At 49.7% G+C, this 25,474-nt stretch carries 25 protein-coding genes and 1 tRNA gene; 22 read left to right on the top strand and 4 right to left on the bottom strand.

Annotated elements, in window-relative coordinates; genetic code table 11:
• Positions 1-87: 87 nt before the first annotated feature.
• The 16 genes from AUQ43_RS11955 (at position 88) to AUQ43_RS11880 (ending at position 17,755) form a co-directional block, all read left to right on the top strand.
• Positions 88-1,848 (top strand): ABC transporter ATP-binding protein, encoded by a 1,761-nt coding sequence (locus tag AUQ43_RS11955; protein WP_181838527.1) that lies wholly within the window; start codon positions 88-90, stop codon positions 1,846-1,848.
• The gene (locus AUQ43_RS11950) at positions 1,841-2,875 is read left to right on the top strand and encodes an N-acetylneuraminate synthase family protein (RefSeq protein WP_062956493.1); all 1,035 of its coding nucleotides are present in this window, start codon (positions 1,841-1,843) and stop codon (positions 2,873-2,875) included. The genes AUQ43_RS11955 and AUQ43_RS11950 overlap by 8 nt, the downstream gene beginning before the upstream one ends.
• Complete coding sequence (gene neuC, locus AUQ43_RS11945; RefSeq protein WP_062956492.1) at positions 2,872-4,020, top strand: UDP-N-acetylglucosamine 2-epimerase; 1,149 nt, start codon at positions 2,872-2,874, stop codon at positions 4,018-4,020. The genes AUQ43_RS11950 and neuC overlap by 4 nt, the downstream gene beginning before the upstream one ends.
• 24 nt (positions 4,021-4,044) lie before the next feature.
• A complete protein-coding gene (locus AUQ43_RS11940) occupies positions 4,045-4,734 on the top strand; it encodes a cytidylyltransferase domain-containing protein (protein ID WP_198157169.1) in 690 nt (229 codons plus the stop codon).
• Between the two features lie 42 nt (positions 4,735-4,776).
• The gene (locus AUQ43_RS11935; protein WP_062956490.1) at positions 4,777-5,931 is read left to right on the top strand and encodes an NAD-dependent epimerase/dehydratase family protein; all 1,155 of its coding nucleotides are present in this window, start codon (positions 4,777-4,779) and stop codon (positions 5,929-5,931) included.
• 100 nt (positions 5,932-6,031) lie between these two features.
• On the top strand, positions 6,032-7,051 hold the full coding sequence (gene pseB / locus AUQ43_RS11930) for a UDP-N-acetylglucosamine 4,6-dehydratase (inverting) (protein WP_062956489.1): 1,020 nt from the start codon (positions 6,032-6,034) through the stop codon (positions 7,049-7,051).
• Positions 7,052-7,149: 98 nt separating this feature from the next.
• Positions 7,150-8,151, top strand: coding sequence for an NAD-dependent epimerase/dehydratase family protein (locus tag AUQ43_RS11925; RefSeq protein WP_062956488.1), 1,002 nt, complete (start codon positions 7,150-7,152; stop codon positions 8,149-8,151).
• The gene (locus tag AUQ43_RS11920) at positions 8,148-9,287 is read left to right on the top strand and encodes a glycosyltransferase family 4 protein (RefSeq protein ID WP_062956487.1); all 1,140 of its coding nucleotides are present in this window, start codon (positions 8,148-8,150) and stop codon (positions 9,285-9,287) included. Before AUQ43_RS11925 ends, AUQ43_RS11920 begins: the two co-directional genes overlap by 4 nt.
• A gap of 12 nt (positions 9,288-9,299) precedes the next feature.
• Positions 9,300-10,310: a glycosyltransferase family 9 protein gene (locus AUQ43_RS11915; protein ID WP_062956486.1), complete on the top strand. Its 1,011-nt coding sequence runs from the start codon at positions 9,300-9,302 to the stop codon at positions 10,308-10,310.
• A gap of 107 nt (positions 10,311-10,417) precedes the next feature.
• Positions 10,418-11,455 (top strand): glycosyltransferase, encoded by a 1,038-nt coding sequence (locus AUQ43_RS11910; RefSeq protein WP_062956485.1) that lies wholly within the window; start codon positions 10,418-10,420, stop codon positions 11,453-11,455.
• A 1-nt stretch (position 11,456) separates the two neighbouring features.
• Positions 11,457-12,548 carry a glycosyltransferase family 4 protein gene (locus AUQ43_RS11905; RefSeq protein ID WP_062956484.1) on the top strand — a complete coding sequence of 364 codons (1,092 nt, stop codon included), beginning with the start codon at positions 11,457-11,459 and terminating at the stop codon, positions 12,546-12,548.
• Between the two features lie 156 nt (positions 12,549-12,704).
• Positions 12,705-13,751, top strand: a complete 1,047-nt coding sequence (gene gmd, locus AUQ43_RS11900) for a GDP-mannose 4,6-dehydratase (protein WP_062956483.1) — start codon at positions 12,705-12,707, stop codon at positions 13,749-13,751.
• 26 nt (positions 13,752-13,777) lie between these two features.
• The gene (gene hisH, locus AUQ43_RS11895) at positions 13,778-14,425 is read left to right on the top strand and encodes an imidazole glycerol phosphate synthase subunit HisH (protein ID WP_062956482.1); all 648 of its coding nucleotides are present in this window, start codon (positions 13,778-13,780) and stop codon (positions 14,423-14,425) included.
• A complete protein-coding gene (locus AUQ43_RS11890; RefSeq protein WP_062956481.1) occupies positions 14,425-15,270 on the top strand; it encodes a HisA/HisF-related TIM barrel protein in 846 nt (281 codons plus the stop codon). The genes hisH and AUQ43_RS11890 overlap by 1 nt, the downstream gene beginning before the upstream one ends.
• Positions 15,267-16,613: an N-acetyl sugar amidotransferase gene (locus tag AUQ43_RS11885; protein WP_084272084.1), complete on the top strand. Its 1,347-nt coding sequence runs from the start codon at positions 15,267-15,269 to the stop codon at positions 16,611-16,613. Before AUQ43_RS11890 ends, AUQ43_RS11885 begins: the two co-directional genes overlap by 4 nt.
• Before the next feature lie 8 nt (positions 16,614-16,621).
• Positions 16,622-17,755, top strand: a complete 1,134-nt coding sequence (locus AUQ43_RS11880; RefSeq protein WP_062956480.1) for an N-acetyl sugar amidotransferase — start codon at positions 16,622-16,624, stop codon at positions 17,753-17,755.
• Between the two features lie 176 nt (positions 17,756-17,931).
• Here the strand turns inward: AUQ43_RS11880 and AUQ43_RS11875 are convergent.
• Positions 17,932-18,021: transfer RNA gene (locus tag AUQ43_RS11875), tRNA-Ser, on the bottom strand.
• Between the two features lie 328 nt (positions 18,022-18,349).
• Here AUQ43_RS11875 and rplU point away from each other — a divergent pair.
• The 4 genes from rplU to proB all read left to right on the top strand — a co-directional run bounded on the left by rplU (position 18,350) and on the right by proB (position 21,282).
• Complete coding sequence (gene rplU, locus AUQ43_RS11870; RefSeq protein WP_062956479.1) at positions 18,350-18,661, top strand: 50S ribosomal protein L21; 312 nt, start codon at positions 18,350-18,352, stop codon at positions 18,659-18,661.
• A 35-nt stretch (positions 18,662-18,696) separates the two neighbouring features.
• On the top strand, positions 18,697-18,957 hold the full coding sequence (rpmA, locus tag AUQ43_RS11865) for a 50S ribosomal protein L27 (protein ID WP_008889409.1): 261 nt from the start codon (positions 18,697-18,699) through the stop codon (positions 18,955-18,957).
• Positions 18,958-19,123: 166 nt separating this feature from the next.
• On the top strand, positions 19,124-20,161 hold the full coding sequence (gene obgE, locus AUQ43_RS11860) for a GTPase ObgE (RefSeq protein WP_062957269.1): 1,038 nt from the start codon (positions 19,124-19,126) through the stop codon (positions 20,159-20,161).
• Complete coding sequence (gene proB / locus AUQ43_RS11855; protein ID WP_062956478.1) at positions 20,158-21,282, top strand: glutamate 5-kinase; 1,125 nt, start codon at positions 20,158-20,160, stop codon at positions 21,280-21,282. The genes obgE and proB overlap by 4 nt, the downstream gene beginning before the upstream one ends.
• 145 nt (positions 21,283-21,427) lie before the next feature.
• Here proB and AUQ43_RS11850 read toward each other — a convergent pair whose 3' ends face one another.
• From AUQ43_RS11850 to phaR, 3 genes are all read right to left on the bottom strand, one after another.
• On the bottom strand, positions 21,428-21,823 hold the full coding sequence (locus AUQ43_RS11850; protein WP_062956477.1) for a helix-turn-helix domain-containing protein: 396 nt from the start codon (positions 21,821-21,823) through the stop codon (positions 21,428-21,430).
• Between the two features lie 166 nt (positions 21,824-21,989).
• Entirely contained in the window at positions 21,990-22,346 is a 357-nt protein-coding gene (locus AUQ43_RS11845; RefSeq protein WP_114129790.1) for a hypothetical protein, read from the bottom strand.
• Positions 22,347-22,626: 280 nt separating this feature from the next.
• Positions 22,627-23,244 (bottom strand): polyhydroxyalkanoate synthesis repressor PhaR, encoded by a 618-nt coding sequence (phaR, locus tag AUQ43_RS11840; protein ID WP_062956475.1) that lies wholly within the window; start codon positions 23,242-23,244, stop codon positions 22,627-22,629.
• Between the two features lie 329 nt (positions 23,245-23,573).
• Here phaR and AUQ43_RS11835 point away from each other — a divergent pair, with 329 nt between their 5' ends.
• Positions 23,574-24,386: a hypothetical protein gene (locus AUQ43_RS11835; protein ID WP_062956474.1), complete on the top strand. Its 813-nt coding sequence runs from the start codon at positions 23,574-23,576 to the stop codon at positions 24,384-24,386.
• Positions 24,283-25,470: an alpha/beta fold hydrolase gene (locus tag AUQ43_RS11830; RefSeq protein ID WP_232310666.1), complete on the top strand. Its 1,188-nt coding sequence runs from the start codon at positions 24,283-24,285 to the stop codon at positions 25,468-25,470. The genes AUQ43_RS11835 and AUQ43_RS11830 overlap by 104 nt, the downstream gene beginning before the upstream one ends.
• Positions 25,471-25,474 lie beyond the last annotated feature (4 nt).

Raw genomic sequence — 25,474 nt, 5'->3', positions numbered from 1 at the left:
TTTAAGTATTTCAATTAAATGAAGAACTCTATAGCCAGCTGCTGGAAATTGGGCCGTTCACTTATGACAGAACGTGAGAGACACCTGATGTCTGTTCTGATCGTATTTTTGTGCGGTGTTAGTTTTGTAGATATGCTCGCAATTTCCTCGATAGCACCATTTTTTAAGTTCGTAATGTCCGGTGGAGAGATAGACTTCTTGCCAGCCTTTGCGCAAGATTTGCTCGCCCATTTCAATCCGCAAGAACGCGTCTTGATATTTGTTTGTGTGCCAATTGCTTTAATCGCGTGCGCCTTTATCCTCAATGCGACGCAAGCTTGGCTCATTCTTAAGTTTGGAATAGGGCGTTGGCAACGTATGTCTCGCCATCTCGTTGCGATGATGCAAAACGCTGACTCGTCCTGGAATTCAAGTAACAATTCGGGGGAAGTTGTTCGTATTTGTCAGCAAGACATCTCGATGTGGGCGCGGGACTTTGTCATGTTCAGTCTTACGGTGTTTGCGGACATCTCTCTGATCTTGGTTATGACAGGTATTCTAGTCTATTCGTTGCCGTTGGAAGGGCTGATTTACTTCTTTGCCATTGCGCTTATGGTCCTTGTGCTGACGCTGATTTCACGTCCACGTTTGGCGCGATATGCGGAGCAAGCAAGGCTGGCAGCCAACGAGATCCAGATTGGATACGGAGAACTGTTAAGAGGTTACAAGGATATTCGGTTCGCGTTGAACCCGAAGTGGTTTGAGCAAAGAATTGACTTTTCAGTTCAGCGAGCAAGCAATATTCATTTGTATCAGAATATGTGGGGTAAAATTCCGCCTCAATTTATTACCTTTCTAAGTCAATTTAGTCTTCTATGCATTGTTCTTATAATGTTTATGAACAATTTTACCCTCCCGGATATAGCAAGTAATATTGCAGTTTTAGGGGTTGTCGCTTCACGAGTATTGCCTGTCGCAAACAGGCTTTCTGTTAATTTTGGCAAGTTTTGGCAAGTTTTTCCGTTCCTGCAAGGGTTGGAAAAGCTCGAAAGGGACTTGCAGGAACACCAGATAACATCGAAATTATCTTCCACAAAGATCGTGCCAAGCGAAAATACTAATTGGAACGAATTGGCAGTAGAACTGAATGAAATGTATATTGGTAGTGATAGCGGTAGCAAATTGACCGGAATATCGATCAAATTAAGGCAGGGTGCATTCTATGGCTTGGTCGGTGTATCGGGTTCGGGGAAAACGTCGTTAGTCGATCTAATTATGGGAATGCGGATTGACAGTTTGAAGTCTGTCTCGCTTGACGGTGTTCCGGTTTGCGAGTTTGGACTTATTGAGTACCGATCAGGGATTTCTTATGTGCCGCAACAACCGTTTCTTATCGACGGTACTTTGGCGGAGAACGTGGGTTTTGGAGAAACCGACTTGGATCGGGCTTGGGTTGAAGAGTGTCTGCAAAGGGCCGGTTTGGCTGAGTTTTTACAGACTCTGCCACAGGGCATTGATACCCTGTCTGGGGACCTCGGCGGGAGGTTTTCTGGTGGGCAAAAACAAAGAATTGCGATTGCCAGGGCCCTTTATAAGAAGCCAAAGTTGTTGGTTTTGGATGAAGCAACGAGCGGCCTCGATAATGATATGGCGCAAAAGATGGGGCAGCTCTTTGAAGAACTGTCCAGCGACATAATCGTTTTGTTCATTACACATCAGTGCGCTCTGCTTGAGAACGCGTCTGAAATATTTGTGATGCGTGACGGTTCTGTTTGTGAACGCGGAACTTGGAAGCAGCTTGTAAATAAAGAAGGGGCGTTTGTTGAACTCTTGAGAGATCAGCGCCCGAAACGAGAAGTTAATGTTTAGAAAAAGTTTTCGTATAGGCGAACGTCAGGTCGGTGAAGATAATCCATGTTTATTCATAGCCGAGGCTGGAGTTGCTCATTTCGGCGACATGAGTTTAGCAAGAGATCTGGTTGATTTGGCTGCGGAAAGCAAAGCAGACGTCTTCAAAACCCAGATTTTTGACGTTGACGAACTTATTTCCAATGATGCGGCTGATTGGAAAGACAGGCTGCGGCCCAGAAATTTGACACTTGATCAGGCGCTTGAACTAAAAGAGCGAGCTGAAAGTCGCGGCATGTCATTCATGGCAACAGCGCATGACACATCCAGATTAAGCTGGATCGCCGAGCTGGATTTGCCTGCAATCAAGGTGGGATCCGGTGAAAAGGGGAATCCTTGGTTTCTGCGCAAGCTTGCCGAATTTGGAAAGCCGATGATTGTGTCGACGGGTATGTATTCCAATGAAGAAGTTCTACAGCTTGTGAAATTGATGGCGCAAGCAGATGTTGACCAGCTTGCGCTTCTCCATTGTGTTACGAGTTATCCAACACCAGCCGATGATGTAAATTTGGCGGCGATGGAAAGCATGAAGGATATTTTCGCGGGTCCAGTCGGCTATTCCGACCATACCGTTGATGGTTTAGCCGTGCTGGGCGCCGTAGCGCGAGGCGCAAAAGTTATAGAGAAGCACATTACTATTTTGCGTGATGTCCCAAATGCTCAGGATTGGAGAGTTTCAGCAGGCCCAGAGGATCTTGCCCAGCTAGTAAGCGATGTCAGGCGTATGGAAAAGATGATTGGTCTCCGCGAAAAGAAACCTGCTTCTTGTGAGGTCGCTGGTATGGACTGGGCGTTGAAGTCAGTTGTTGTAGCGCGAGATTTGTCCGCAGGGCATGTGCTCTCCGATGGCGACCTTACTGCCAAACGCCCAGGAAATGGGATACCGGCGGCCAAGTTAGAGTCTTTAATTGGTAGAACTTTGCGCCGTGAAGTTCAAGCAGATACCCAATTGGCAGACGATATGTTGACGGAGAGCATCAACTCATGAAAAAGTTATGTTTCTTCCTGACGACACGAGGAAATTTCGGAAAGGTCAGTTCAATCCTTACTGCATTGGAACATCGCAAAGATGTCAAAGTGCAGCTCGCTGTCGGCGGCGCGTTACTTGATCCTGAGTATGGTCAAACAATTGAGGAAATTCGTGCTACAGGTTTTGAAATCATCGCCGAACTGGATTACATTACTGGCAGTAAAACGCCCTTGGATATTTCGCGTTCTGCCGCGCGCGCTACGGAGTTAACTGCCGAAGTGCTTGAAGTGCATCGTCCTGATGTAGTTTTCTTGATTGCTGATCGGTATGAAGTTTTAGCGTTTGCGCAGGCTGCCGTTTGTCAGAATGTTCTCATTGCACATCTCGAAGGTGGAGAGATTTCAGGCTCGATTGATGAACGCATTCGTCATGCTGTTTCCAAGCTTGCGCATTATCATTTCCCGGCGAACCGTGATGCTGCGGCACGGTTGATCAAGATGGGCGAGCCAGAAAATTCAATACATATTTGCGGTACGCCCAGCTTGGATCTTTTACGCTTAAACGGTTTTGCTGATTTGGATGCGGTTAGAGCTTATTTAGAGGGGAGAGGGCTTGGTGCTTGTCCGAGCCTTAGCGAGCCCTATGTCGTTGTGTCCCATCACCCTGTTGTCACCGAGTATGAATCTGCTTCCTCTCAATACGACATCTTGATAGATGCTGTTTTAGAGTTGAAGCTGCCTTCTGTGTGGGTGCGTCCGAATGATGATGCGGGAGCCCAGCACTTTGAGCAGGCTTGGTCAAGATTGTTGCTAGAAAATATTGCCGATGCCGTTGCAGTAGGGGGACTTCCTCTCAAGCTTTATGCATCTCTGTTGCGAAATTCAGCATGTCTCATCGGTAACTCATCAAGCGGTGTGCGCGAGGCAGCATGGCTGGGGGTTCCGGCAGTAAATATCGGTTCGCGGCAGCATAGTCGTTTGAAAGGGCAAAACGTCTGTGACGTTCCGATGGAAAAGGGCGCAATCATTGAAGCTGCTCAAAGCCAGATCAAACATGGGTTCTTCGAACCAAATGACCTATATGGCGACGGGCATTCTGGCGAGAAAATCGCTGAAGTCCTTTGTGCCCTTAGTCCGGCACTACATAAGACTATCACTTATTGATTCGAGGTTTTCGTATTGCACACTTTGGCGATCATTCCAGCACGTGGTGGCTCAAAAGGGGTGCCAAGCAAAAACAAGCTACCAATAGGTGGTGTTCCATTGATTGTCAGGGCGATCAATGCGTGTAAAGACAGCAATGTAGTCGACAACATTTATGTTTCCACTGATGATCCAGAAATCAAGGAGATCAGCGAAAATGAAAATGTTGTTGTTCCGGGATTACGGCCTGACATCTTGTCTGATGATCACGCTGACATTGTTCCAGTAATTGATCATGCCTTGAATGGGGCTGAGCGTTATTTCGGGAAAACGTTTTCCACCTTGGTGTTTACCGATCCCACAACTCCCTTTCGTACCGGGAAAATAATACGTGATGCCTACTCGCATTACCGGCAGGGTGGCTATGAGAGCGTGATTTCTGTTTGTCCCTTGGAGCGAAAGCCCGAAAATATTTTTATCAAGACTGACAGAAATGATTTGGAGCGTTTGTTGGATGATCCGAAGGTCAGACATACTCGTCGTCAGGATATGGAGAAGCTTTGCCGCTTGGGGAATGCTGTCTATGTGACATCTCCAGAGGCATGGCGCAAAAATAGGACATTAATATCAAGGCCAATAGGTTACGTTGATATCAACGCCATTGAGGCGTTTACCATTGACGAAGAACTGGATTATTTCCTTGCGGAACAAATTAGTCTTCGCTATGGGGTGTGAGCTTTTTCTGTTTGATTCTCCTGCTGTTAAGAGGTCTCTAATATGCGTGTTCTAATTCTTGGTGGTGACGGTTATCTTGGGTGGCCTACTGCCATGCACTTTTCCCAGCGGGGCGACGATGTGTGTGTCGTCGACAATTTCGCGAAACGACAGTGGGAGTTAGAAGAAGGTATTGAGCCTCTCTGGGATGTTTCGACTCTTCATCGTCGCGTGAAAGTCTGGAAAGAGGTCTCAGGGAAAAGCATCGAAGTAAAAATTGGTGACCTTTGCAATCATCGCTTTGTTTATGCTGTGTTTGAACAGTTTAAACCGGATGCCATTATTCATTACGGTGAACAGCCCTCTGCGCCTTATTCTATGCAGAGCAGAGAAACAGCTGTCTATTCTCAGCACAACAACGTGGTGGGGACGCTAAATGTGATGTTCGCCATGCAGAAATATGTTCCGGATGCGCACCTTATAAAACTTGGAACTATGGGCGAGTACGGAACACCGAACATCGATATCGAAGAAGGCTGGATCGAGATTGAGCACAAAGGTCGTAAGGACCGTGTTTTGTACCCGAAAAAGCCGGGTAGTTTTTACCACCTGTCGAAAGTACACGACTCTGCCAACTTGGAATTTGCATGTCGTATTTGGGGGATGCGTGCGACTGACTTGAACCAAGGCGTTGTTTACGGCGTCGAAACTGCTGAAACGGAATTGAACCCTGCACTGTGCACGTCATTCCACTATGACGATATTTTTGGAACTGTACTTAACCGTTTTCTGGTGCAAGCAGCAGTTGGCCACAATCTAACCGTTTATGGAAATGGCACCCAGACCCGTGGTTTCTTGAACATCAAGGACACCATCGCATGTGTCGCGCTTGCGGCCGATGCACCTGCCGACTCAGGTGAGTTCCGGATTTTCAATCAGTTCACCGAGCAGTTCTCTGTGTCGGACCTTGCCAAGAAGGTGCAGGCTGCGGCTAAACGAGCTGGCTTGTCGTGTGAGGTTGATCATCTGGAAAACCCGCGCGTTGAGCAAGAGAACCATCATTACAATGCGGTTCATACTGGTTTGATCGAGTTGGGATTGCAGCCGAATTTGCTTGAAGACGACGTTGTTGACTCGATGCTTTCGAGAGTGATTGAGCGTCGTGAAAACGTAGACCATGACGTCTTCAAGCCCCGTGTAAAATGGAAGCAGAATTAAAAGCCAGAGTATAAAGTCGTGTGCACGGCAAGCACTGCTAAAGCTATATTTTCAGTAGTGCTTGCCGTGGCGAGCAGAAGCCTAGAAAAGTGATCCGTATATGCAATATTATGACTTCGCACCCCAAGATCTTGATCTAAGTGGGAAAACGATTCTGATCACTGGTGGAACTGGTTCTTTTGGGCAGAAGTTTACGGAAAATATACTCCGGCTTCATAAGCCCAAGCGCTTGATCATCTTTTCTAGAGACGAACTAAAGCAATATGAAATGCAGCAGGTGTTTGATCCGGCGGATCATCCCTGCTTAAGATATTTCATTGGAGATGTTCGTGACGTCGAACGACTGCGTATGGCTATGCGCAACGTCGATATTGTGATTCATGCCGCAGCGTTGAAACACGTTACTGTTGCTGAATACAATCCGTTCGAGTGTATCCACACCAATGTAATCGGAGCAGAAAACGTTGTTAAAGCTGCGATGGATTGTGGTGTCCAGAAAGTGATAGCGTTGTCGACGGACAAGGCTGCAAGTCCCGCAAACTTATATGGTGCGAGCAAGCTCGCTTCGGACAAGATTTTTGTCGCTGCCAATAATTTGGCTGGTGCTTTGGATACCAAATTTGCAGTAGTCCGGTATGGGAATGTTGTTGGTTCGCGTGGCAGCGTTGTTCCCTTCTTCAGAAAACTTGTTGCTGAGAAGGCCGACCATCTTCCTATCACTCACCCAGAGATGACGCGCTTCTGGATTACTTTGGAGCAAGGAGTGAACTTCGTGCTGTCCTCACTTGAGCACATGTGCGGTGGTGAGATTTTTATTCCAAAAATCCCAAGTATGAAAATCGTCGACTTGGCGCAAGCAATGGCTCCAAGTATAGCTACTAAGGTTATTGGGATCCGTCCGGGCGAAAAATTGCATGAAGAGATGATTACTTCTCATGATGCAAGAAATACGTTCGAGACAGCAGATCGTTATGTGATCTTGCCAGTGTTCCAGGATAGCCCTGGATTACGCGAGTTCTATGCCGGAAAGTTCAAGGTTGTGGCTGAAGAGTTCTCTTATTCCAGCGATAACAATGACCAATGGTTGGATGCAGACGGTTTGAACGAGATGATGAAGTAAGGTCATATAATCTAGGCCTCTCGTCTCGGTTGTTTCTGGATAAATTCCATAAAGCGCATTTAAATAAAGATTTCTCCATCAGAAATCAGGGGTAATAAATGAAAAAAGTAGTCGTTACGGGGGGAGCTGGCTTGATTGGCTCTTACTTAACGGAACTCTTGATTGACGATGAAGATGAAGTCGTGGTGATTGACGATTTTAGCAAAGGTAAAAAGGAAAACCTCGACAATGTCAGGTCAGGTATCAAGCTAGTTCAGGCCGATCTTGAGGAACCTGATGTTGCAGATGATGTTTTTACCGGCGTTGATACAGTATACCACCTAGCAAGCCGTGCCTATGGCGTGGGCTACTCATCTCGCCATCATTTGGATATGCTCGAGCATAATGAGCGTCTCACGAACAATGTTCTTCGAGCAGCGCGGGTGCGCGGTGTCAAACGCATGCTGATAACGTCCTCGTCATGTGTGCACAGGGATGACGGTCCTGATACGGTTGGAGAGTTGGCCCTATTTGATGGTGAACCGGAAGTTGTCAACTGGGGATATGGTTGGGCAAAGCGGTTCTTGGAGCAGAAAGCAGCAATTTACGCCCGGGAAACCGGGATGCAAATGACGGTTGTGCGCCCTTTCAATATATATGGTGAACGTTATCGTTGGATGGGAACTGACAGCCAGGCAATTCCAATGCTTGTTAAAAAAGTACTCGATAACACAGGAAAAGTGGAGATTTGGGGCTCTGGAAAGCAGCGACGGAATTATATGCATGCTTTGGATTGCGCGCGAATTATGAAGCAGCTGGTGACTGGGAATGTCTGCGATGGACCTGTCAATATCGGATTTTCGGAAACTGTTAGTGTTACCGAACTCGTTGAAATGATTTGTCGTGCAGCTAATGTGACACCTGAGCTGGAGTATGATGAAACCAAGCCAGAAGGTCGATTCATCAAAAGTTCCGATCCCTGCCGTTTGCTATCATTGCTGCCCGGTTTCGAACAGAAGATACCTCTTGAAGAGGGAGTTGGGCGAATGATTGGGTGGTATAAGGATACATTCCCCATGTCAAAAGAGGACCAGTCCTCAGACGTGGCAGGGAAATCATGAAACGACGTCTTTGTTTTCTCTTTCCGTTAGCTGGCCGCACAAAGAGACTTCTTGATATCAAGCAGAAAAAGGCACCAGCAGATTTCTTTTATGGTGCCCTTGCTCTTGAGAAGAAATTTGGGGGGGTGCATTACGTAGACCTCCGTAAGCAACCTCTAGGCTTGGCTGCCAATGCGTTTCTTTTGTTCGAGAGGGTGCGGAATCGCTTTACAAACTTTGGTCTCAGTCGGGAGCGGGTCAGAGCCTTTTCAAACGACTTTCAGACAGGGGATATTGTGTTTTCGCTCACTGACTCTGGGAGCCTATCAATTGGGCGGTACCGAAAATATCTTCCAAAATCAGTTACGCTGGTCGGTGGGTTTCACGGTTTAAGTGACATTGTGAATGAAGCTTCTCCATCCGTTAAGTGGTGGGCGGAACGCGAAATTCAAAAGGGTCTGTTGGGACTCGATCACTATTTCTTCTTTGGAGAGGAAGACAAGAAGCAAGCAATAAAACGCTATAGTCTTGATCCTGCTAGGTGTAGTTTGTATCCGTTTGGTGTTGATCTTGATTTCTGGCGACCCTCGTTCGAAGAAGGAGGAGCTGAAGGCGATGGTGAAGTATTTGCTGTTGGGTCGGATCCAAAGCGTGATTACGAAACTCTGCTTGAGGCAGTACAAACAGATATTCCGCTGAGGCTTCTGACGCGTCTGAAGCCAACGATTAAAGCATCCCAAACAAACGTTGAGCACTTGTCTGGATCGCTGCATGGTTCAGCTATTTCTGATGAAGTCCTCCGGGAGCTTTATCAGAAAGCAGAAGTCGTTGTTGTTCCAGTTCGAGATGTAGCTCAACCTTCGGGGTACAGTGTTTCCCTGCAAGCGATGGCTTGTGGAAAAGCAACCGTCATCTCAGGTATTCAAGGCCTGTGGGATAAACAATATCTGGTTTCGGGTAAAAATTGTCTGATTGTTCCCCCTGAAGATCACAAAGCGCTGCGCGCTGCTATTCTGTCGCTGCTCGACGATCCGGAGCTGCGTCGATCTATGGGGCGGGCAGCCAGAGATACAGCTGAGAAGCATTTTGGCTTGGTGCGGATGGATCAGAATATATGCAACCTCGCGGCCGAAATCTTAAATGACAGTACGATTTGAGGTGAGAAGGCTATGGGATTGGGGGGGAATTTAATTTGGACAGCTGTTCTTCATTCCATTGCTGAGCAATCCGGTGAAAAACCCGTAATTGCCAAAACTCCCTTGCTTACAGATTTTCTTGCGGGCGCCCTCTTTAAAAGGGGGGATGATTATCGCACGGACCAAGTGTTCTTAGGGAATAGCGAAATCGCGCATCCGAAAATTTCCTCAAAGTCCAGGCCTGAGCGCTTGATCGACTGCCTTTTTGAGAAAATGATTTCATTGCCTCGACTGAGGAGTTGTTGGGAGCATTACGTCTACCGTAAATCGCTTGCTGACTGGAAGAACGGGAAGCAACCTCTTTATGTTCATATTGATATGAGGCTCCATTCTTATGCTGAGAAGCAAACGAAACAACGTACCTTCTGGAAAACTGGCGGAACAGCTTCATCTATCATTGCCGCGAATTTCGGGTTTGATGTTCCTGAACCAAAATGTCGATTTTTTCCTACTAGTGAGGAAGAAGCTTACGTCGATGGTCTGCTGGCAAGCGAAGGTATAACCAAACCATTTATTGTCATTGAGCCAGATACGAACCGCGATTGGTTTGGAGAGCTTAGGGCTTGGCCTTTTGAGCGCTGGCAAGAATTGGTTTACTCGTTGAACGATAATTTGCCGCAGTTCGAACTCATTCAGACTGGATTGGGGCGGGGGGGAGTCCTAGACGGTGTCAGGGACTTCACGAACAAAACAAGTTTCCGGGAAGCGGCGAGCTTATTGGATCGTTCCACGTTGTTTATTGGAACCGAGGGTGGTTTGATGCATTTATCAGCTGCCGTAAACTGCAGATCAGTAGTCTTGTGGGGGGGCTTAACCCTGCCGGAGTTCATTGGTTACCCTCACCAACAGAGAATAATTTGTCACAGGGTGAGTTGTGCCCCCTGTGGTAATGCGGGGTGGTGCGATAACGAACATCTGTGCATGCGCTCCATCACAGTCAAAGAGGTCTATCTCTCGGTGCTAGAAGAACTTAAGGCGGGCTAATTCTGGCCAAGATATGTCTTTGCGCAAAGGATACCGACTTGACGAGCATCAGTGAGCTGAAAATAGACGTATTTTAAGGCCCACTAAATTCATAATGTGAGCGGTAAATGAAAGTATGTATTGGGTATCAGGTAGTTTCTGGTCCGTGGGGAGGCGGGAACGGTTTTTTTGCGGGCCTGATAGCTGCATTACAGACGCGTGGTCACTCCGTTGTAAATAATCTGACGGATCGAGATATAGACATCATTCTAATTACCGACCCTAGATATGGGCGTAAAAACCGGGCGATCCCGTTCAGTTACAAACAGGCAAAAAAATACGTAAATCGCGTAAACTCCGAATGCCTGATTGTGCATCGCATCAATGAGTGTGATGAACGCAAAAATACCAGAGATATGAATAACAAACTAAAGAGCTGTAACGAGGTCGCAGATTTCACGGTTTTTGTTGGCTCTTGGCTTAAGATGCTCGACCTTTGGGGTGGTTCTGAGAAAATGCCTTCAAGGGTTATCTTGAACGGCTCAGATTCAAACATATTTAATTCATCCGGTTTTCAGCCTTGGAATGGGAAAGGCCCTTTGAGGCTTGTTACTCACCACTGGGGTGGGAACTGGATGAAGGGCTTCGATGTTTATGACCAGATTGACAAGATGCTGGGCACAGAGCGCTGGTCGGATAGGATTGAATTTTCTTACATCGGCAATTTGCCAAAAGGTTACAAGTTTCAGAATGCAAAACACATCCCGCCCCTATCCGGCGAAAAACTTGCTTCAGCTCTTAAGAACAACCATGCATATGTAACAGGTTCAGTAAATGAACCTGGCGGGAACCATCAGAACGAGGGCATACAGTGTGGGCTTCCGATAATGTATCTGGAGAGCGGTTGTATGCCAGAGTACTTGGCAGGTTACGGTTTTGGCTACAATCATCCGAAGGAATTTGAGGCAAGTTTGGACGCCTTTATTTCTGACTATAACTACTGGAAAGAGCAAGCGCAGGGGTATCCAAATAGTCTGGAAAGAACATGTGAAGAATGGCTGGGGCTGTTTGAGGAATTGCTAACCCGGAAAGCCGAGTTTATGCAAATGAGGTTGTCGAGAGGGCAAACTGGTATAAAGCGATTGTTCGGCTTATGGGGTAAGTGAGATGTCGAAGGTTGATCCGGTAAGGAAGAAAATTCTTCGAGCCTCTTGGAAGGCCGTGCAAACTTGTGGGGTTTTGCTCCGAATGCTCTGGCCAGCCAAAAAATTTGCTATTTGGTATGGAGGAGCTCGTCCGGGAAATATTGGTGGACCTCTTGTCAAGGTGAAGAGGTTAATCCAATTCTTTCCGCAGGAATATCTGGGCTTTTCTCACGTGTATTTACTTTCAAATACTCCGTATCTGTCAAAAATTGCCCTAAGATTTCTGAAGTACAAGAAAATTCCGATCATCCTTAACCAGAATGGTGTGTACTATGGGGCGTGGTATGATGGGAACTGGGAAGCAAAAAATCGCGAAATGGCAAATGCTTGGCATTCGGCTGACTATGTGTTCTGCCAGAGCGAGTTTTGTTTTTTGTGTGCAGAAAAATATCTTGGACAAAGAAATGGTAGAACAGAAATACTGTTCAATGCCGTAGATATAAACCGGTTTCGCCCGAGAGATTTCAAAGAAAATTGTAATAGTATTGTTTTTCTTCTAACCGGAAAAATTGATAACCATCTCTATTATCGACTTGATATTACCTTGAGAAGTTTTGCATTGGCGCGGTCGCAAGGGTTGAATGGCATCCTGAAAATATCTGGGTGGATTGCAGAAGATGCACGTCGTCAGATGGCGGATTTAATCAAGGAACTAGGCGTTGAAGATTATGTGATTTGTACTGGAGCCTATTCGCAGGAGGACGCACCTGTAATTTACCAGTCTGCAGATGTCTATGTTATGCTCAAGCACAATGATCCTTGCCCAAACACCGTACTCGAAGCGATGGCCTGCGGTTTGCCCGTTCTGTACAGCAAATCAGGTGGGGTTCCTGAACTTGTCACCCCAACTGCGGGTATTGGTGTGGATGTTCGTCAGTCTTTCGAAGAAGTTTGTATTCCGGAAGTCGAAGACATTGCGAGGGGTATGTTAGATATCTGCGAAGATCTCGAAGCCCGTGGGCGGGCTGCCAGAGCTCGTGCGGTGGAGGCTTTTAACCTTAATAATTGGATTAACAGGCATCGCGAAGTGTTCGAAGAACTTGCAAGAAATTGACTACAAATGATTCAGTTTCGCTCAGCATATGCTTCGCTGGTTTCCAGAAAGGGATTTATTTGGATCAATGTTTCGGGAGAAAATTCTTGTGAGAAGTATCTTTAGCGGTCTAAGACTGCCTGAATGAATTGGCGACACCCGGAGTAAAATTTAAGTATGACTCGCACAGCACTGATAACTGGGATTACTGGACAAGATGGCGCCTACTTAGCCGAGTTTCTGCTGGGAAAAGGTTATCTGGTGCATGGTGTTCGCCGTCGTTCATCATCTTTTAACGCTGAACGCGTTGAGCATCTCTATCAAGACCTTCACGAGAAAGAGATCAAGTTCCAGATGCACTATGGAGATATGGTGGATTCAACGAATTTGATACGTATCATCCAAGACGTTAAGCCGGACGAAATTTACAATCTTGCGGCCCAAAGTCATGTGCAGGTGAGCTTTGAGACCCCAGAGTATACTGCCAATGCCGATGCGATCGGCACACTTCGTATTCTAGAGGCTATCAGGATACTGGGACTAGAAAAGTCTACCAGATTTTATCAGGCATCAACATCCGAACTCTACGGTGATGCCCCTGCGCCCCAGAATGAGCAAACGCCTTTTCAACCTAGAAGTCCCTATGCTGCAGCAAAGCTATATGCTTACTGGATTACAAGGAACTACAGAGAAGCTTACGGGATTTTCGCAAGCAACGGCATATTGTTTAATCATGAGGGGCCAACGCGTGGTGAAACATTCGTCACGCGAAAGATTACTCGTGCAGTAGCTGCAATCAAGGCTGGCTTTCAGGAGAAGCTTTTTCTCGGTAACTTGGAAGCGAAAAGGGACTGGGGTCACGCCAGAGATTATGTTCAGGGTATGTGGAAGATCATGAATCACCATACTCCTGATGATTTCGTGCTGGCCACTGGTGAAGCACATACAGTTAGAGAGTTTGTGGAGCGCGCCTTTTCTACTGTTGACGTGGAAATAGAATGGAGTGGCGCTGGACTCCAAGAAGTCGGAAGAGATATTTCAACGGGTAGAGTTTTGATAGAGATCGATCCCCGCTATTTCCGACCTACAGAAGTCGATTATCTGTTAGGAGATCCCTCCAAAGCCAACGAACAGTTGGGATGGCAGCCTGAGACAAACTTTCCAGACCTTGTTCAGGAAATGATGGAGAGTGACTTGAAGGCAGTTGGCTTGGAGTTGGAGTAGTCCGCTAAAGTGGTGGATTTAGAAAGATGACCATTGGTGTAATAGACTACGGTATGGGCAATCTTGGATCGGTGATCTCCGCCTTTCGGTTTCTTGATGTGGAGTGCCGAATTGTGAGTGTACAGAGAGAATTTACTGGTCTTTCTGGGGTATTCCTTCCAGGTGTCGGAAGTTTTGGCAAAGCAATGCAGAACTTACGAAGTAAAGATTTGATCCATCCAATGGAAGAAGCTGTTTTTGAAAGAAAAATTCCATTCATGGGTATTTGTCTTGGTATGCAACTGATGGGGCGCAGTTCTGAGGAAAGCGGTGGTGTAGCTGGGCTGGGCTGGATCGATGCAGACATAACACTTGTCGCGCCCGACCGTAGAGAGGACAAAAGTATCATACGCCCTCATGTGGGTTGGAATGAAGTAGAGATCAAGGATGCGAAGTGTCCATTATTTCAGCGTATTGAAACTGGGGATATGACCTATTTTGACCATGAATTCCAGATGGAGGTTCTTCCTGGCGTGACAGCGGCTTCGTCAAACTACCATGGTGAGTTTTCATCGGTGGTGCAGCAAGGGCACATTTTTGGTGTGCAATCCCATCCAGAAAAAAGCCAGAGAACCGGACTGATTATGCTGAGAAACTTCAGCAACCTGTGCCGGAAACAGTTAGGCCTTGAGTAATGGCTATTCGGCGATTGATCGGAAGCATCTTGGTCTTGAACGGCGTCGCTGTTCAGAGCTTTGGTTTTCGAAGATACCTGCCAATTGGTGATCCGGCGATTTGTGCTGAATTCCTAAATCGGTGGGGCATTGACGAGATATGTCTCTTGGATATCTCGCCGAACCGCGGCAAGAGAGGCCCGGATATTGAGATGATCAAGAGCATTGCCAGCAAGGCATTTGTTCCTATGTCGTACGGTGGCGGGTTACAAGAAATCTCTGACGTACACAGGGTGTTCGCGGTTGGCGTGGATAAGGTGGTTGTAACCGAAGCTTCAGGGGATATCCTCTTCCTGCAGAACATCACGGAGCATTATGGGCGTCAAGCGGTAGTAGCGGGTGTCGATTATCACGACAGAACTGCGACAGTGTGTGGTGATTTGCCGATTGACCCGGTCGAACGGGCTGTTTTCTTGAGTGAGAACGGCGCAGGCGAACTTCTGTTACACAATATGAAGAAAGACGGAAGCCAATCAGGCTACGATATTGGTTTGCTCGCAGAAGTTAGCCGTGCGGTTACTGTGCCTGTAATAGCGATGGGAGGAATTGGGCACAGTGCTCATGCCGTGAAGTGCTTAAAAGACACAAGTGTTGCAGCTATCGCAGCGGGCAACATTCTCAACCACACAGAACACAGTGTCGCAATCTTGAAGGAAGCGATACATCGTCAGGGTTTCAGAATGCGGCAAGACCTTCCGTTCAATCACGATCTGTCGAAGATAGGGCAGGATGACCGGTTGATGAAAAGAGATGAGAGCTGGCTGGACGATCTGGGGTTTGTTCATGTGGAGCGAGAAAAAATATGAAACAGTGCCGCCGGTGCCTCTATACAGAAGTGCATCCTCTCAACATTGTTATTGATGATGAGGGGATTTGTAGCGGATGTCGCGTGCATGAAGAGAAGGATTTGATTGATTGGCATGCGCGTTTTGATGAATTGAAGGCGTTGACATCAAGCTACAAATCCAAATCTGGACGGAGTTATGATTGCATCGTGCCAGTAGACGGTGGTCGAGATGCATACTTTATGGTGCATGTTGTCAAAAATGTGCTGGGTTTGAAGCCTCTCCTTGCGTTTTATAATGGTCACTACAATACCGAGACTGGTATCCGGAACCTGGCTTATCTGCGCCAGGCGTTCGACTGCGACATGATGGGGATGAATGTATCGTCTAAGACCGTGCAGGCGCTAACACGGCAATCAATCAAACAACTCGGGAGCATCTATTGGCATGTCTTGGCGGGACAGACTGTATGGCCAGTTCGGTTGGCTATCCAGTTCAAGATACCATTGATTGTTTGGGGGGCTCACCAAGGCGTTGATCAGGTGGGTATGTTCTCTCATTTGCAGAAAGTCGAGATGACACGCAAATATAGAAAAGAACATGACCTGATGGGAATGGAAATAGAAGACTTGATCAAGGGGGCCCCATCGTTTGAGGCGTATAACACCGGCATATTCCGATATCCCGAAGATGAAGAATTGGAGGCCGTTGGTGTTCGTGGGATTTATCTGAACAATTATCTGCGCTGGGATAGCCGTCGACAAAACGAATTGATGATCGATCTATATCAATACGAAACGGTCAGACAAGATAGAACGTTTGATACATACAGTGATCCCAATAGTGTTCATTATTCCGGCTTACATGACCTGATCAAGTTTAGAAAATGGGGATACGGGAAGGTTACGGATCATGCTTGTCGAGAAATAAGACTCCACCGTTTAACGCGAGAACAGGGGGAGGCATTCGTCGACAGGCACCAGAATGTGATAACGTCAGCGATTGACAAGGAAATCTCAACTTTTACGGAGTGGGTCGGGATGACAGAGAGGGAACTCTGGACCAATGTCGACCGGTTCAGGGATCCAAGAGTTTGGCAAAAAGACACTGAAGGCAAATGGATGTTGAAACGACGCCGTGATACTGGTTTGCATATTGATCGTCTTGAGACGGACCAACCATGGGCTGATTACAGAATCACTAAACCCAAAAAGCCTGATTCAGGCCGTTGTAATTATGTTTTAATCGGCAAAGGTTTTGTCGACGGGAAAGGTCCAAGTCGGCCGGTTGCATCCACTCAAATGCCGGACTCAAGCTTTGGGCAGCACGAACCCGTAGATTTGACCCTAACCGGAACCAAGTAATTGTTCTCATGAAATATTGTAGGAGTTGTGTAGAGCCTGATACCCGTCCAGGACAGGTGTTCAATGAAGAAGGGTTGTGCACACCTTGTTCCCTTGCATTGTCATATGATGCGGCAGAATGGGACAGGCGCAGGAAAGAGTTGGATGAGATCGTTGCTTGGGCAAATGAGCGGCGATCCCCTTTGGGTTACGACTCAATCATAGGTGTGAGTGGGGGCAAGGACTCGACCCGACTTGCGTTTTTTGCGCGAGAGATTGGCCTCAATCCACTCCTCGTCAGTTTTGTGTACCCGCCGATTCAGCAGACAGATTTGGGGGCCGCAAATTTATCAAACCTTGTAGAGCAAGGGTTTGATGTGATGACAGTAAATCCTGCGCCAGAAGTATATCGAAGGGCAATACGACACTCATTTTTGAAGCTAGGTAATTGGACCAATCCTTCAGAGATTGCCTTGTATGCCAGTCTGCCGCGCACAGCTTTACAAACAAACATTCCTCTGGCGTGTGCAGGTGAGAACCCATTTATTACTCTTGGTAGCGGGGCAGGCGGCTCAAAAGACGGTAACGCAATCAACGTTGTTTCCATGAACACGCTGCGTGGTGGAGACATTACCCCGTTTCTAGATGAGTACAATACTGAAGATAAAATGTACTTTTTCCGTTTTCCGGAAAAAGACAGAATTCTCAAAAACGACCTAAAGCTAATCTACCTTGGTTACTACATTGAGGATTATGACCAGCACAATAACGCAGAATTTGCTGTGCAGCATGGCATGAAGCTTCGTGAGGGACGTCATGCGGACCCTGCAAGGACTGGCTTTATTCACAATCATTCTATGCTCGATGAGGATTTTGTCATCGTCAACCAATATTTGAAGTACCTTAAACTTGGTTTTGGTATGACGGCGCAACAAGCGTCGCTCGATATTCGCGCTGGCAGGCTAACTCGTTCCGAGGCTATTGAGCTCTGCGAGAAGTTTGATGGCCAGTGTCATGAAGAATATATTGAGCGTTTTTGTGATTTCCTTGATATTCCGCTCACGCGGTTTTGGGAGGTCGCGGAGAGCTGGCGGAATCCCGAGATATGGAAACTGCAGGGAAACAAATGGGAGCTAAAAACCAAACTTAGAGACGCTCTTTAGTTACTTGTTCCCAATTTCCCTTTGAAAACAGGGCGTAAGTCATTCGCAGAAATCCACTACAATCTCGGAAAGATAGCATAGTTCTCTCGCAAGCGAAGTGAACTAAACTTCCGAATCTGATGTGGCAGGCAGCCCCAAAAACTTGATTTTTTTGTAGGTGAGATACTTCTGGGTAATGGCGGAGAGGGTGGGATTCGAACCCACGGTACTATTGCTAGTACAACGGTTTTCGAGACCGCCCCGTTCGACCACTCCGGCACCTCTCCGCATGTGTGGTCTTGGCGTTCGAGCCGGTGTTTACCGGGATGAGCGGCAGATTGCAAGAGGGAAATCTCAAATTTGTTGGACTCTTTATGTCTGTGTTTTTGTGTGCGCTTTCCCGGTGCGGGGATTGGCCAATTTTGAAACGGGCGTTTGTGTCTGCAATTCTGCGGCTTTGGCATGCGGGATGGGGGCGCGTAAAAGGTCACTCTGTAGTTGACTCTGCGGGCCAAAAGCGGTAATTCACCCGTTCTTCGCAGCGGTTCGGTATCTGTTAGCAGCGGCACCGAAGCGCGCGTTTGTGTTTCCAGAATGTTTTTCAGGAACTTTTAGATGTACGCAATCATCAAAACTGGTGGCAAACAGTATAAAGTTGCCGCCAACGACGTAATCAAAGTCGAAAAGATCGCTGCCCAGGCTGGTGAAACCGTGAAACTTGAAGAAGTTCTCATGGTTGCTGGCGACGGTGCGCCGAAGGTTGGTGCTCCGTTGGTCAAAGGTGCTTCTGTTACCGCAGAAGTTCTCGAGCAGGCCAAGGGCGACAAGGTGATCGTTTTCAAGAAAAAGCGCCGGCATAACTACCGTCGCAAAAATGGTCATCGCCAGAACCTGACTGTTCTGCGCATCAAGGACATCAAAGCCTGATTTATCAGGTGAAGATGCAGTTTTAGGAGAGTTTCATGGCTCATAAGAAAGCTGGTGGTAGTTCGCGCAACGGTCGTGACTCCGAAGGTCGCCGTCTCGGCGTTAAAAAATTCGGTGGTCAGGCAGTTGTTGCAGGCAACATCCTCGTTCGTCAGCGTGGCACCAAGTTCCATGCCGGTGACAATGTTGGCCTCGCCAAAGACCACACCCTGTTTGCGACTGTGAACGGTTCTGTCCAGTTCAAGTCGGGCTTCAAGGGTCGTACCTACGTTACCGTCGTTCCGGCAGAGGCGTAAGCCTCCCGTCGGCTGCGCGATACGTAGCAAGATTTCTAAGGGAGGAATGAGCAATCATTCCTCCCTTGTTTTATGTGATATAGAATTTTAGTCCCTGTTGATGCGCGGTGATCGCGCGCCGGGGTACCAATACAAAGCAAAAGCGGGTGCGCCCGAAGGACCGGTTATGAAGTTTCTCGATGAAGCCAAGATTTATGTGCGCAGTGGCCGCGGCGGTGCCGGTTCGGTCAGCTTCCGCCGTGAAAAATATATCGAGTATGGCGGACCGGACGGTGGCGATGGCGGTCGCGGCGGCGACATCATTCTTGAGGCGGTCGAAAACCTCAACACCCTGATCGATTTCCGTTATCAGCAGCACTTCAAGGCCGAAGTCGGCATGCATGGCATGGGCCGCAACCGCACCGGTCGGGGTGGTAAATCCATCACCATTAAGGTCCCGGTCGGAACACAGGTATTGGCCGAAGATCGCGAAACCCTGATCGTTGACATGATCGAACCGGGCCAGACTTATATGATCTGTCGCGGCGGCGATGGCGGACGTGGCAACACCCATTTCAAGTCCTCCACCAACCAGGCACCGCGTCGTGCGGAAGAAGGCTGGCCGGCAGAGGAAATGTGGGTCTGGCTGCGCCTGAAGCTGATCGCTGATGCCGGTCTTGTTGGCCTGCCGAATGCCGGAAAGTCGACCTTCCTGGCCGCATCATCGCATGCGCGTCCGAAAATCGCCGATTATCCTTTCACGACCCTGCATCCGCAGCTCGGCGTGGTGAATGTCGATGATCATGAATTCGTTCTGGCCGACATCCCCGGCCTGATCGAAGGCGCGTCCGAGGGCAAGGGTATTGGCACCCGTTTCCTTGGCCATATCGAACGCTGCGAAGTTCTGGTCCATCTGATCGATTGCGCCGAAGAAGATCCGGTCGCGACCTATAATACCGTGCGCGAGGAACTCGAAGGCTATGCCGAGGTGCTGGTCGAAAAGCCAGAGATCGTTGCGCTGTCGAAGGCCGATCAACTCCTGCCTGAAATGGTCGAGGAACAGCGCGAGATCCTTGAAAAGGGTATCGGCAAAAAGGTCTATATCGTCTCGGGTGCGACCCATGATGGCTTGAAGGAAATCCATCGCGAAATCCGCGCCCATATTGAGGGCGAACGTGAACGCCGCGCCATGGAAGGCCGCGAAGAAGAGGGCTTCCAGCCGTGACAAACCACGCCCTGGCGGATGCAAAGCGCCTGATCATCAAGGTGGGCTCGGCCCTGCTGGTTGATGAAAATACCGGCAAGCTGCGTCGTGCCTGGCTCGAAGCGCTTGCCGATGATATCGCGCTTCTGCGTGAACGCGGGGTCGAGGTGATTGTGGTCTCAAGTGGCGCCATAGCCCTTGGCCGTCGTTTGCTCGGCTTAGATCACCGCACGATCAGTCTGGCTGATAAGCAGGCCGCCGCCGCGACCGGGCAAATCAGCCTGTCACAAGTCTGGCAGGAGGCGCTTGGGCGCAATGGCCTGACCATGGCACAGGTGCTTGTCACGCTTGAGGACATGGAAGGCCGCAGGCGGTATCTGAATGCCCGCGGGACGCTTAATGCGCTTCTCGCTCGCGGTGCCATTCCGCTGATCAATGAAAACGATACCGTCGCGACCGAGGAAATCCGGTTTGGCGACAATGACCGCCTTGGCGCAAAAGTCGCGCATATGATTTCGGCCGACACGCTTGTGTTGCTATCCGACATCGATGGGCTATATACCGCCGATCCGCGCAAGAACCCGGATGCAGATCTGGTTCCAGAAGTCCGCGAACTGACGCCAGAGATTTTCAATATGGCCGGTGTTGCGCCGACCATGTATAGCTCCGGCGGCATGGTAACGAAACTTCAGGCGGCTGAAATCGCCATGAAGGCGGGCTGTCGCATGATCATCGCGCGCGGTACTATTTATCATCCGCTCAAGGCGCAGCTTGAAGGCGCACCCAATACCGTCTTCCTGCCCAGCGAGAGCCCCCTTGCTGCGCGTCGTCACTGGATTGCGACCTCGCTCAAGGCATCAGGCGCGATTGTTGTCGATGCTGGCGCGGCCAAGGCCATGCATGCAGGCAAGAACCTTCTGGCGGCGGGCATAACCGGTGTGGATGGGCGCTTCAAGCATGGCGATGCTGTACGGGTGCTTGGTCCCGATGGCGCACAAATCGCGCGTGGCATCACATCCTATGGCGCGGAAGAAACCCGGCTTCTGATGGGCCATGCATCGGCCGACATCGAAGCCACCCTTGGCTTTACCCGGGGCAACGCGATCATTCATTCCGATGATCTGGTGTTGGTCGACGCCTAGGGGCGTATCTTGCATCATTTCAATTGGCACAAAGGGGACGTTCGCGTCCCTTTTTTTGCATCTGCGAACCAGTCATAAAAAAGGCCGCCTTCGCAATGCAAAAGGCAGCCTTTTTTGAGGTGGCACCAGGGTCCGTTAAACGGACTTAAGCAGCCTGGTCGGCAAGGGCACGTGCCATCTGGCTCAGTGCTTCCTGATGCTTCTCGTGCTTGATGCTTGCGAAGTTACGCGCAAGTTCAAGGCACATGCGCTGACGCGCATTAAGCTCGGTTTCCTGATTGCCTTCCAGACCTTCATAGAAATAGCTCACCGGAACGCCCAGAACCTGGGAGATCTCGTAAAGGCGACCTGCAGAGATGCGGTTAATGCCGCGCTCATATTTGTGAGCCTGCTGGTAGGTGACGCCAATCAGATCGGCCATCTGCTGCTGGGAAAGGCCCAGCATGATGCGACGTTCGCGGATGCGCTGACCAACATAACGGTCAGTGTCTGTGGCGCGGTTTGCGCGCTTCGGTTCTTCGTTTTGAGCGTTCTCAGTCATTTTATAATCCGTTATCAACCGCCAGTTATTAATCCCCACTTCGGATGCTGTCGGGCTTGTTAATTTTTCCCGAATTGTCAGTTGTCGCGACACCGATAAAGCGTTGCGAGTTCGTGACATGTACCTGAACATTGGTCAGATAATCGTTGCAGCTTTCCGCCAGAAGCTAGCTATATAGGTCAATCGAGCTGTCTTTGTCTAGTGCAGAAGGCGAAAAAAAGACGTTCGTTTCTACGCTGTCTGGTTTGTGATGATGTGCATAGCTGGCATGCGCTGCTTGAATGACCGGCGGTTGCAAAAGGTTTTCCTGAGGTAAGACCTGTCCCAAAAGCTGGGTCCAGAATGCTGCACTGCCCACAAGATCATGGGGTTGCAGCCACGCGCCACCATTCTGCGCAATTTTCTCCACTGGCGAAATTCGCGCAAGTTGCTCGATCCCGATCCCGGCAGGACCATCGGTTCCACTGCTCGCAGTTTCGGTCCTGCGGGCCGGGAGCATGGAAATCGGTGTGATCGCGGTCATATGTTTATCGGTCTATTGGGTCATTGTTGCCTGCGTATTTCGGGACTCCGTGGATTTGTGTTTGTGGTCACGACATGCACCCGGCAAAAATTGCCGCCTTGCGGCGGTGCCGGGCGTTCTGAAAAAGTTAATGAAAAGTTTATGCAGGATTGGTGCCGACAGGGTGGGGCATCATTTGCCTGGATCTGCGCATCCTTGATGCAGGCACGAAAAAAGGCGAAGCGCTGGTGTGCAGCTTCGCCTTTTGGGTCTTATGGCCGCGGGATGCGGGCAGGATGTCTTATTTGTCGGACTTGCCGCCGGCAAGATTGTTGAGCTGTGCCTGCATGGCTTCAAGCTGGCTTTTGAGCTCATCCAGCGAGGCATCTGATTTTGCACCCGCCGGGGCTGTCGGCTTTTTCGGGCCATCGCCAGTCTGCTCGCCGTTTTCATCCTGCGCGAAAGGCGAGAACATTTTCATTGTCTGTTCAAACAGTGCGATATTCTGTTTGTTCATTTCCTCGAACTGGCCGAACGGGAACATGCCCTGCATGGTGCCCTGCATATATTCGCGCATCTGTTCCTGATTATGGCCAAAGGCGCGCATGGCCTGTTCAAGGTAACTCGGCACCAGCCCCTGAAGGCTGTCGCCATAGAAGCCGATTAACTGTCGCAGGAAGCTGATCGGCAGAAGGTTCTGCCCCTTGTTTTCTTCCTCGACAATGATCTGGGTAAGGACCGGACGGGTGATGTCTTCACCCGATTTCGCGTCATAGACAACAAAGTCGGTATTGTCTTTGACCATCTGCGAAAGGTGATCAAGCGTCACATAGGAACTGGTCGCCGTGTTATAGAGGCGGCGGTTCGCATATTTCTTGATAACGATGCGGTCCTGATCATCTGATTTCTTGGTGGTCATGGCGTCTTTCCTGCTTCCCTGTTTCCCGGACGTTTGTCTGGCGAACCTTCTGGTGGTGTCGTTCCACCTGCTTTGCGCCCCGGCAATTCACATTGTTGCGTTTACGATGTTGCGCAGCATTTTCGATTTTGCATTCGCTCAGAAGACTGTGAGAGTGCCGCGAATTTTCCAATGTGTCCAGTATTCAACGCGAAGTGCAGTGCGAAAAACAACTCCGGATACGGTTTGTTGCCGTGCAGCAAGGGAATTCGTTTTCCAGCGCGCGCCAACATTCTATAGTGATACTCAACACAAATGCTTTGCATCAGGGAACGATAAAGGTGTCGCCGATGGCCCAAAGGAAGAACGGCGAAAAGAGCGGTGCGACGAAAGCACCGGATCCATCACAAACAGCAGACGCTGCTTCATCCGACCCGGATGACGAACGGCTCGACCAGCTTGCCCGCCAGTTCCTTGAACTGTGGCGTGAACAGGTCGCGGCAACCGCAGACGGCGCGCATGCCGCCAGTGCCATCGGGCGTCTTTATGCATCTCTTGGTGCGGACACCACCCGCATGGGCGAAGGGTTTGAAGCCTGGGGCAAACTGATCGGTCAGATGGCGATGGGTCAACACCCGGCCGCCGGGATTGGCAATCCGATGGGCGATGCCATGACGGCTGCCAACCCGCTGCAGGCGATGATGGATCAGATGGCCAAGGCCGCGGCCGAGCTGCCGGCATCTCCGTTTGCCGGTATGCCGTTCGCGCCTGATATGTCGGCAATGGCGGGCATGACGCCAAAACCAAAGCCCACCAAAACCGAACCCGAGAGCGCGGGTGCCGCCAGTGCTGCCGGGAATGCCGCCGACAAAGACAGCGCGGAAACATCCGCGACCGCCAAGCCGAAAAAGACTTCCAAAACCAAACATGCTGCAAAAAATGCTGCAAAGGGGCAGGGGAAGAATGATCAGTCCGCCAAAACAAAAGCCGCTTCCGCCAAAACGCGAAACCCAGAGGCGGGCGGGACCAAGACCGCTTCCGATGCACATGGCAGTCGAGATGACGAGCTGGCTCAGCTCGCGCGCCGCATTGCCGATCTTTCTGAAACAATTGCTGCCCTGGAAGCCGGAACTGAAGGATCAGGCGGAAAGTCTTCTGGCTGAGCTTGAAGCCTATCACCCTGATGATGTTGCGCAGGCACTGGACCGGGTCGCCTTTGATCGCCATGCCGGGTTCCACGATGGCGTGCGGGCCTATCAACGTCATCCCTATCGCCGCCCGCGCGACCAGGACCGCAAGGACCTGCCGGTCATATGGGAAGAAGGCTCGACGCGGGTTTATGACTATGCTCCGACCGCCGGGAACAAGTCGGCCGAAAGTGGCGAGGTGGTCCTGCTGGTGCCATCGCTTGTCAATCGCGGCTATATCCTTGATCTCAATGAAAAGCGCAGCTTTGCGCGTTATCTTGCCAAATGCGGTTATCGCCCGCTTCTGGTCGAGTGGGGCTATCCCGGCATGGAAGAGGCCAATTTTGGTCTCGATGATTACGTGGCGGGCCGGTTGGTAACGATCCTTCAGGACGTGGCCGACATAAATGGCGGGCCGGTGCCGGTGGTCGGTTATTGTATGGGCGGGGTTCTTGCCCTTGCCGCAACGCTTCTCGATCCGGCACAGGTGTCAAAGCTCGTCCTGCTGGCAACCCCGTGGGACTTCATGGCCGCCGGTCCGACCCAGTCGCGCATTGCTGCTGCCTTTGCGCCGTCATTGCCACAGATGCTGGCGATCCATGACACGCTTCCGGTCGATGTGCTGCAAAGCCTGTTTGCCAGCCTTGATCCCTTCATGATGGGCGAGAAGTTCCGGCGTTTTCAGGCCATGGCAATGGATTCCCCCAAGGCCCGCGATTTTGTGGCCCTTGAAGACTGGCTGAATGATGGCGTGCCATTGCCGCGCCGGGTCGCGGTGGATTGTCTGATCGGCTGGTATGTCGAAAACCGCCCGGCCAAGGGCCAGTGGCAGATTGACGGTATTGATATCACCCCGGCGGACTTGTCCTGCCCGGTGCTGGCCGTGATCCCGGAAAATGACCGCATCGTCCCGCCCGAAAGTGCACAGGCCCTGTTTGAAACTTGCCCCGAAGATATCCGTACCGAACTTCACCCGTCTGCCGGTCATATTGGGATGATGGTCGGATCAAGGGCAGAAAAATCTACATGGAAGCCCGTCGTCGATTGGTTGTCAGGCTAAGCCG

This window comes from Thalassospira sp. MCCC 1A01148, from assembly GCF_001613795.1.
GTDB lineage: Bacteria > Pseudomonadota > Alphaproteobacteria > Rhodospirillales > Thalassospiraceae > Thalassospira.
This window is presented reverse-complemented; position numbering and strand designations above follow the sequence as displayed.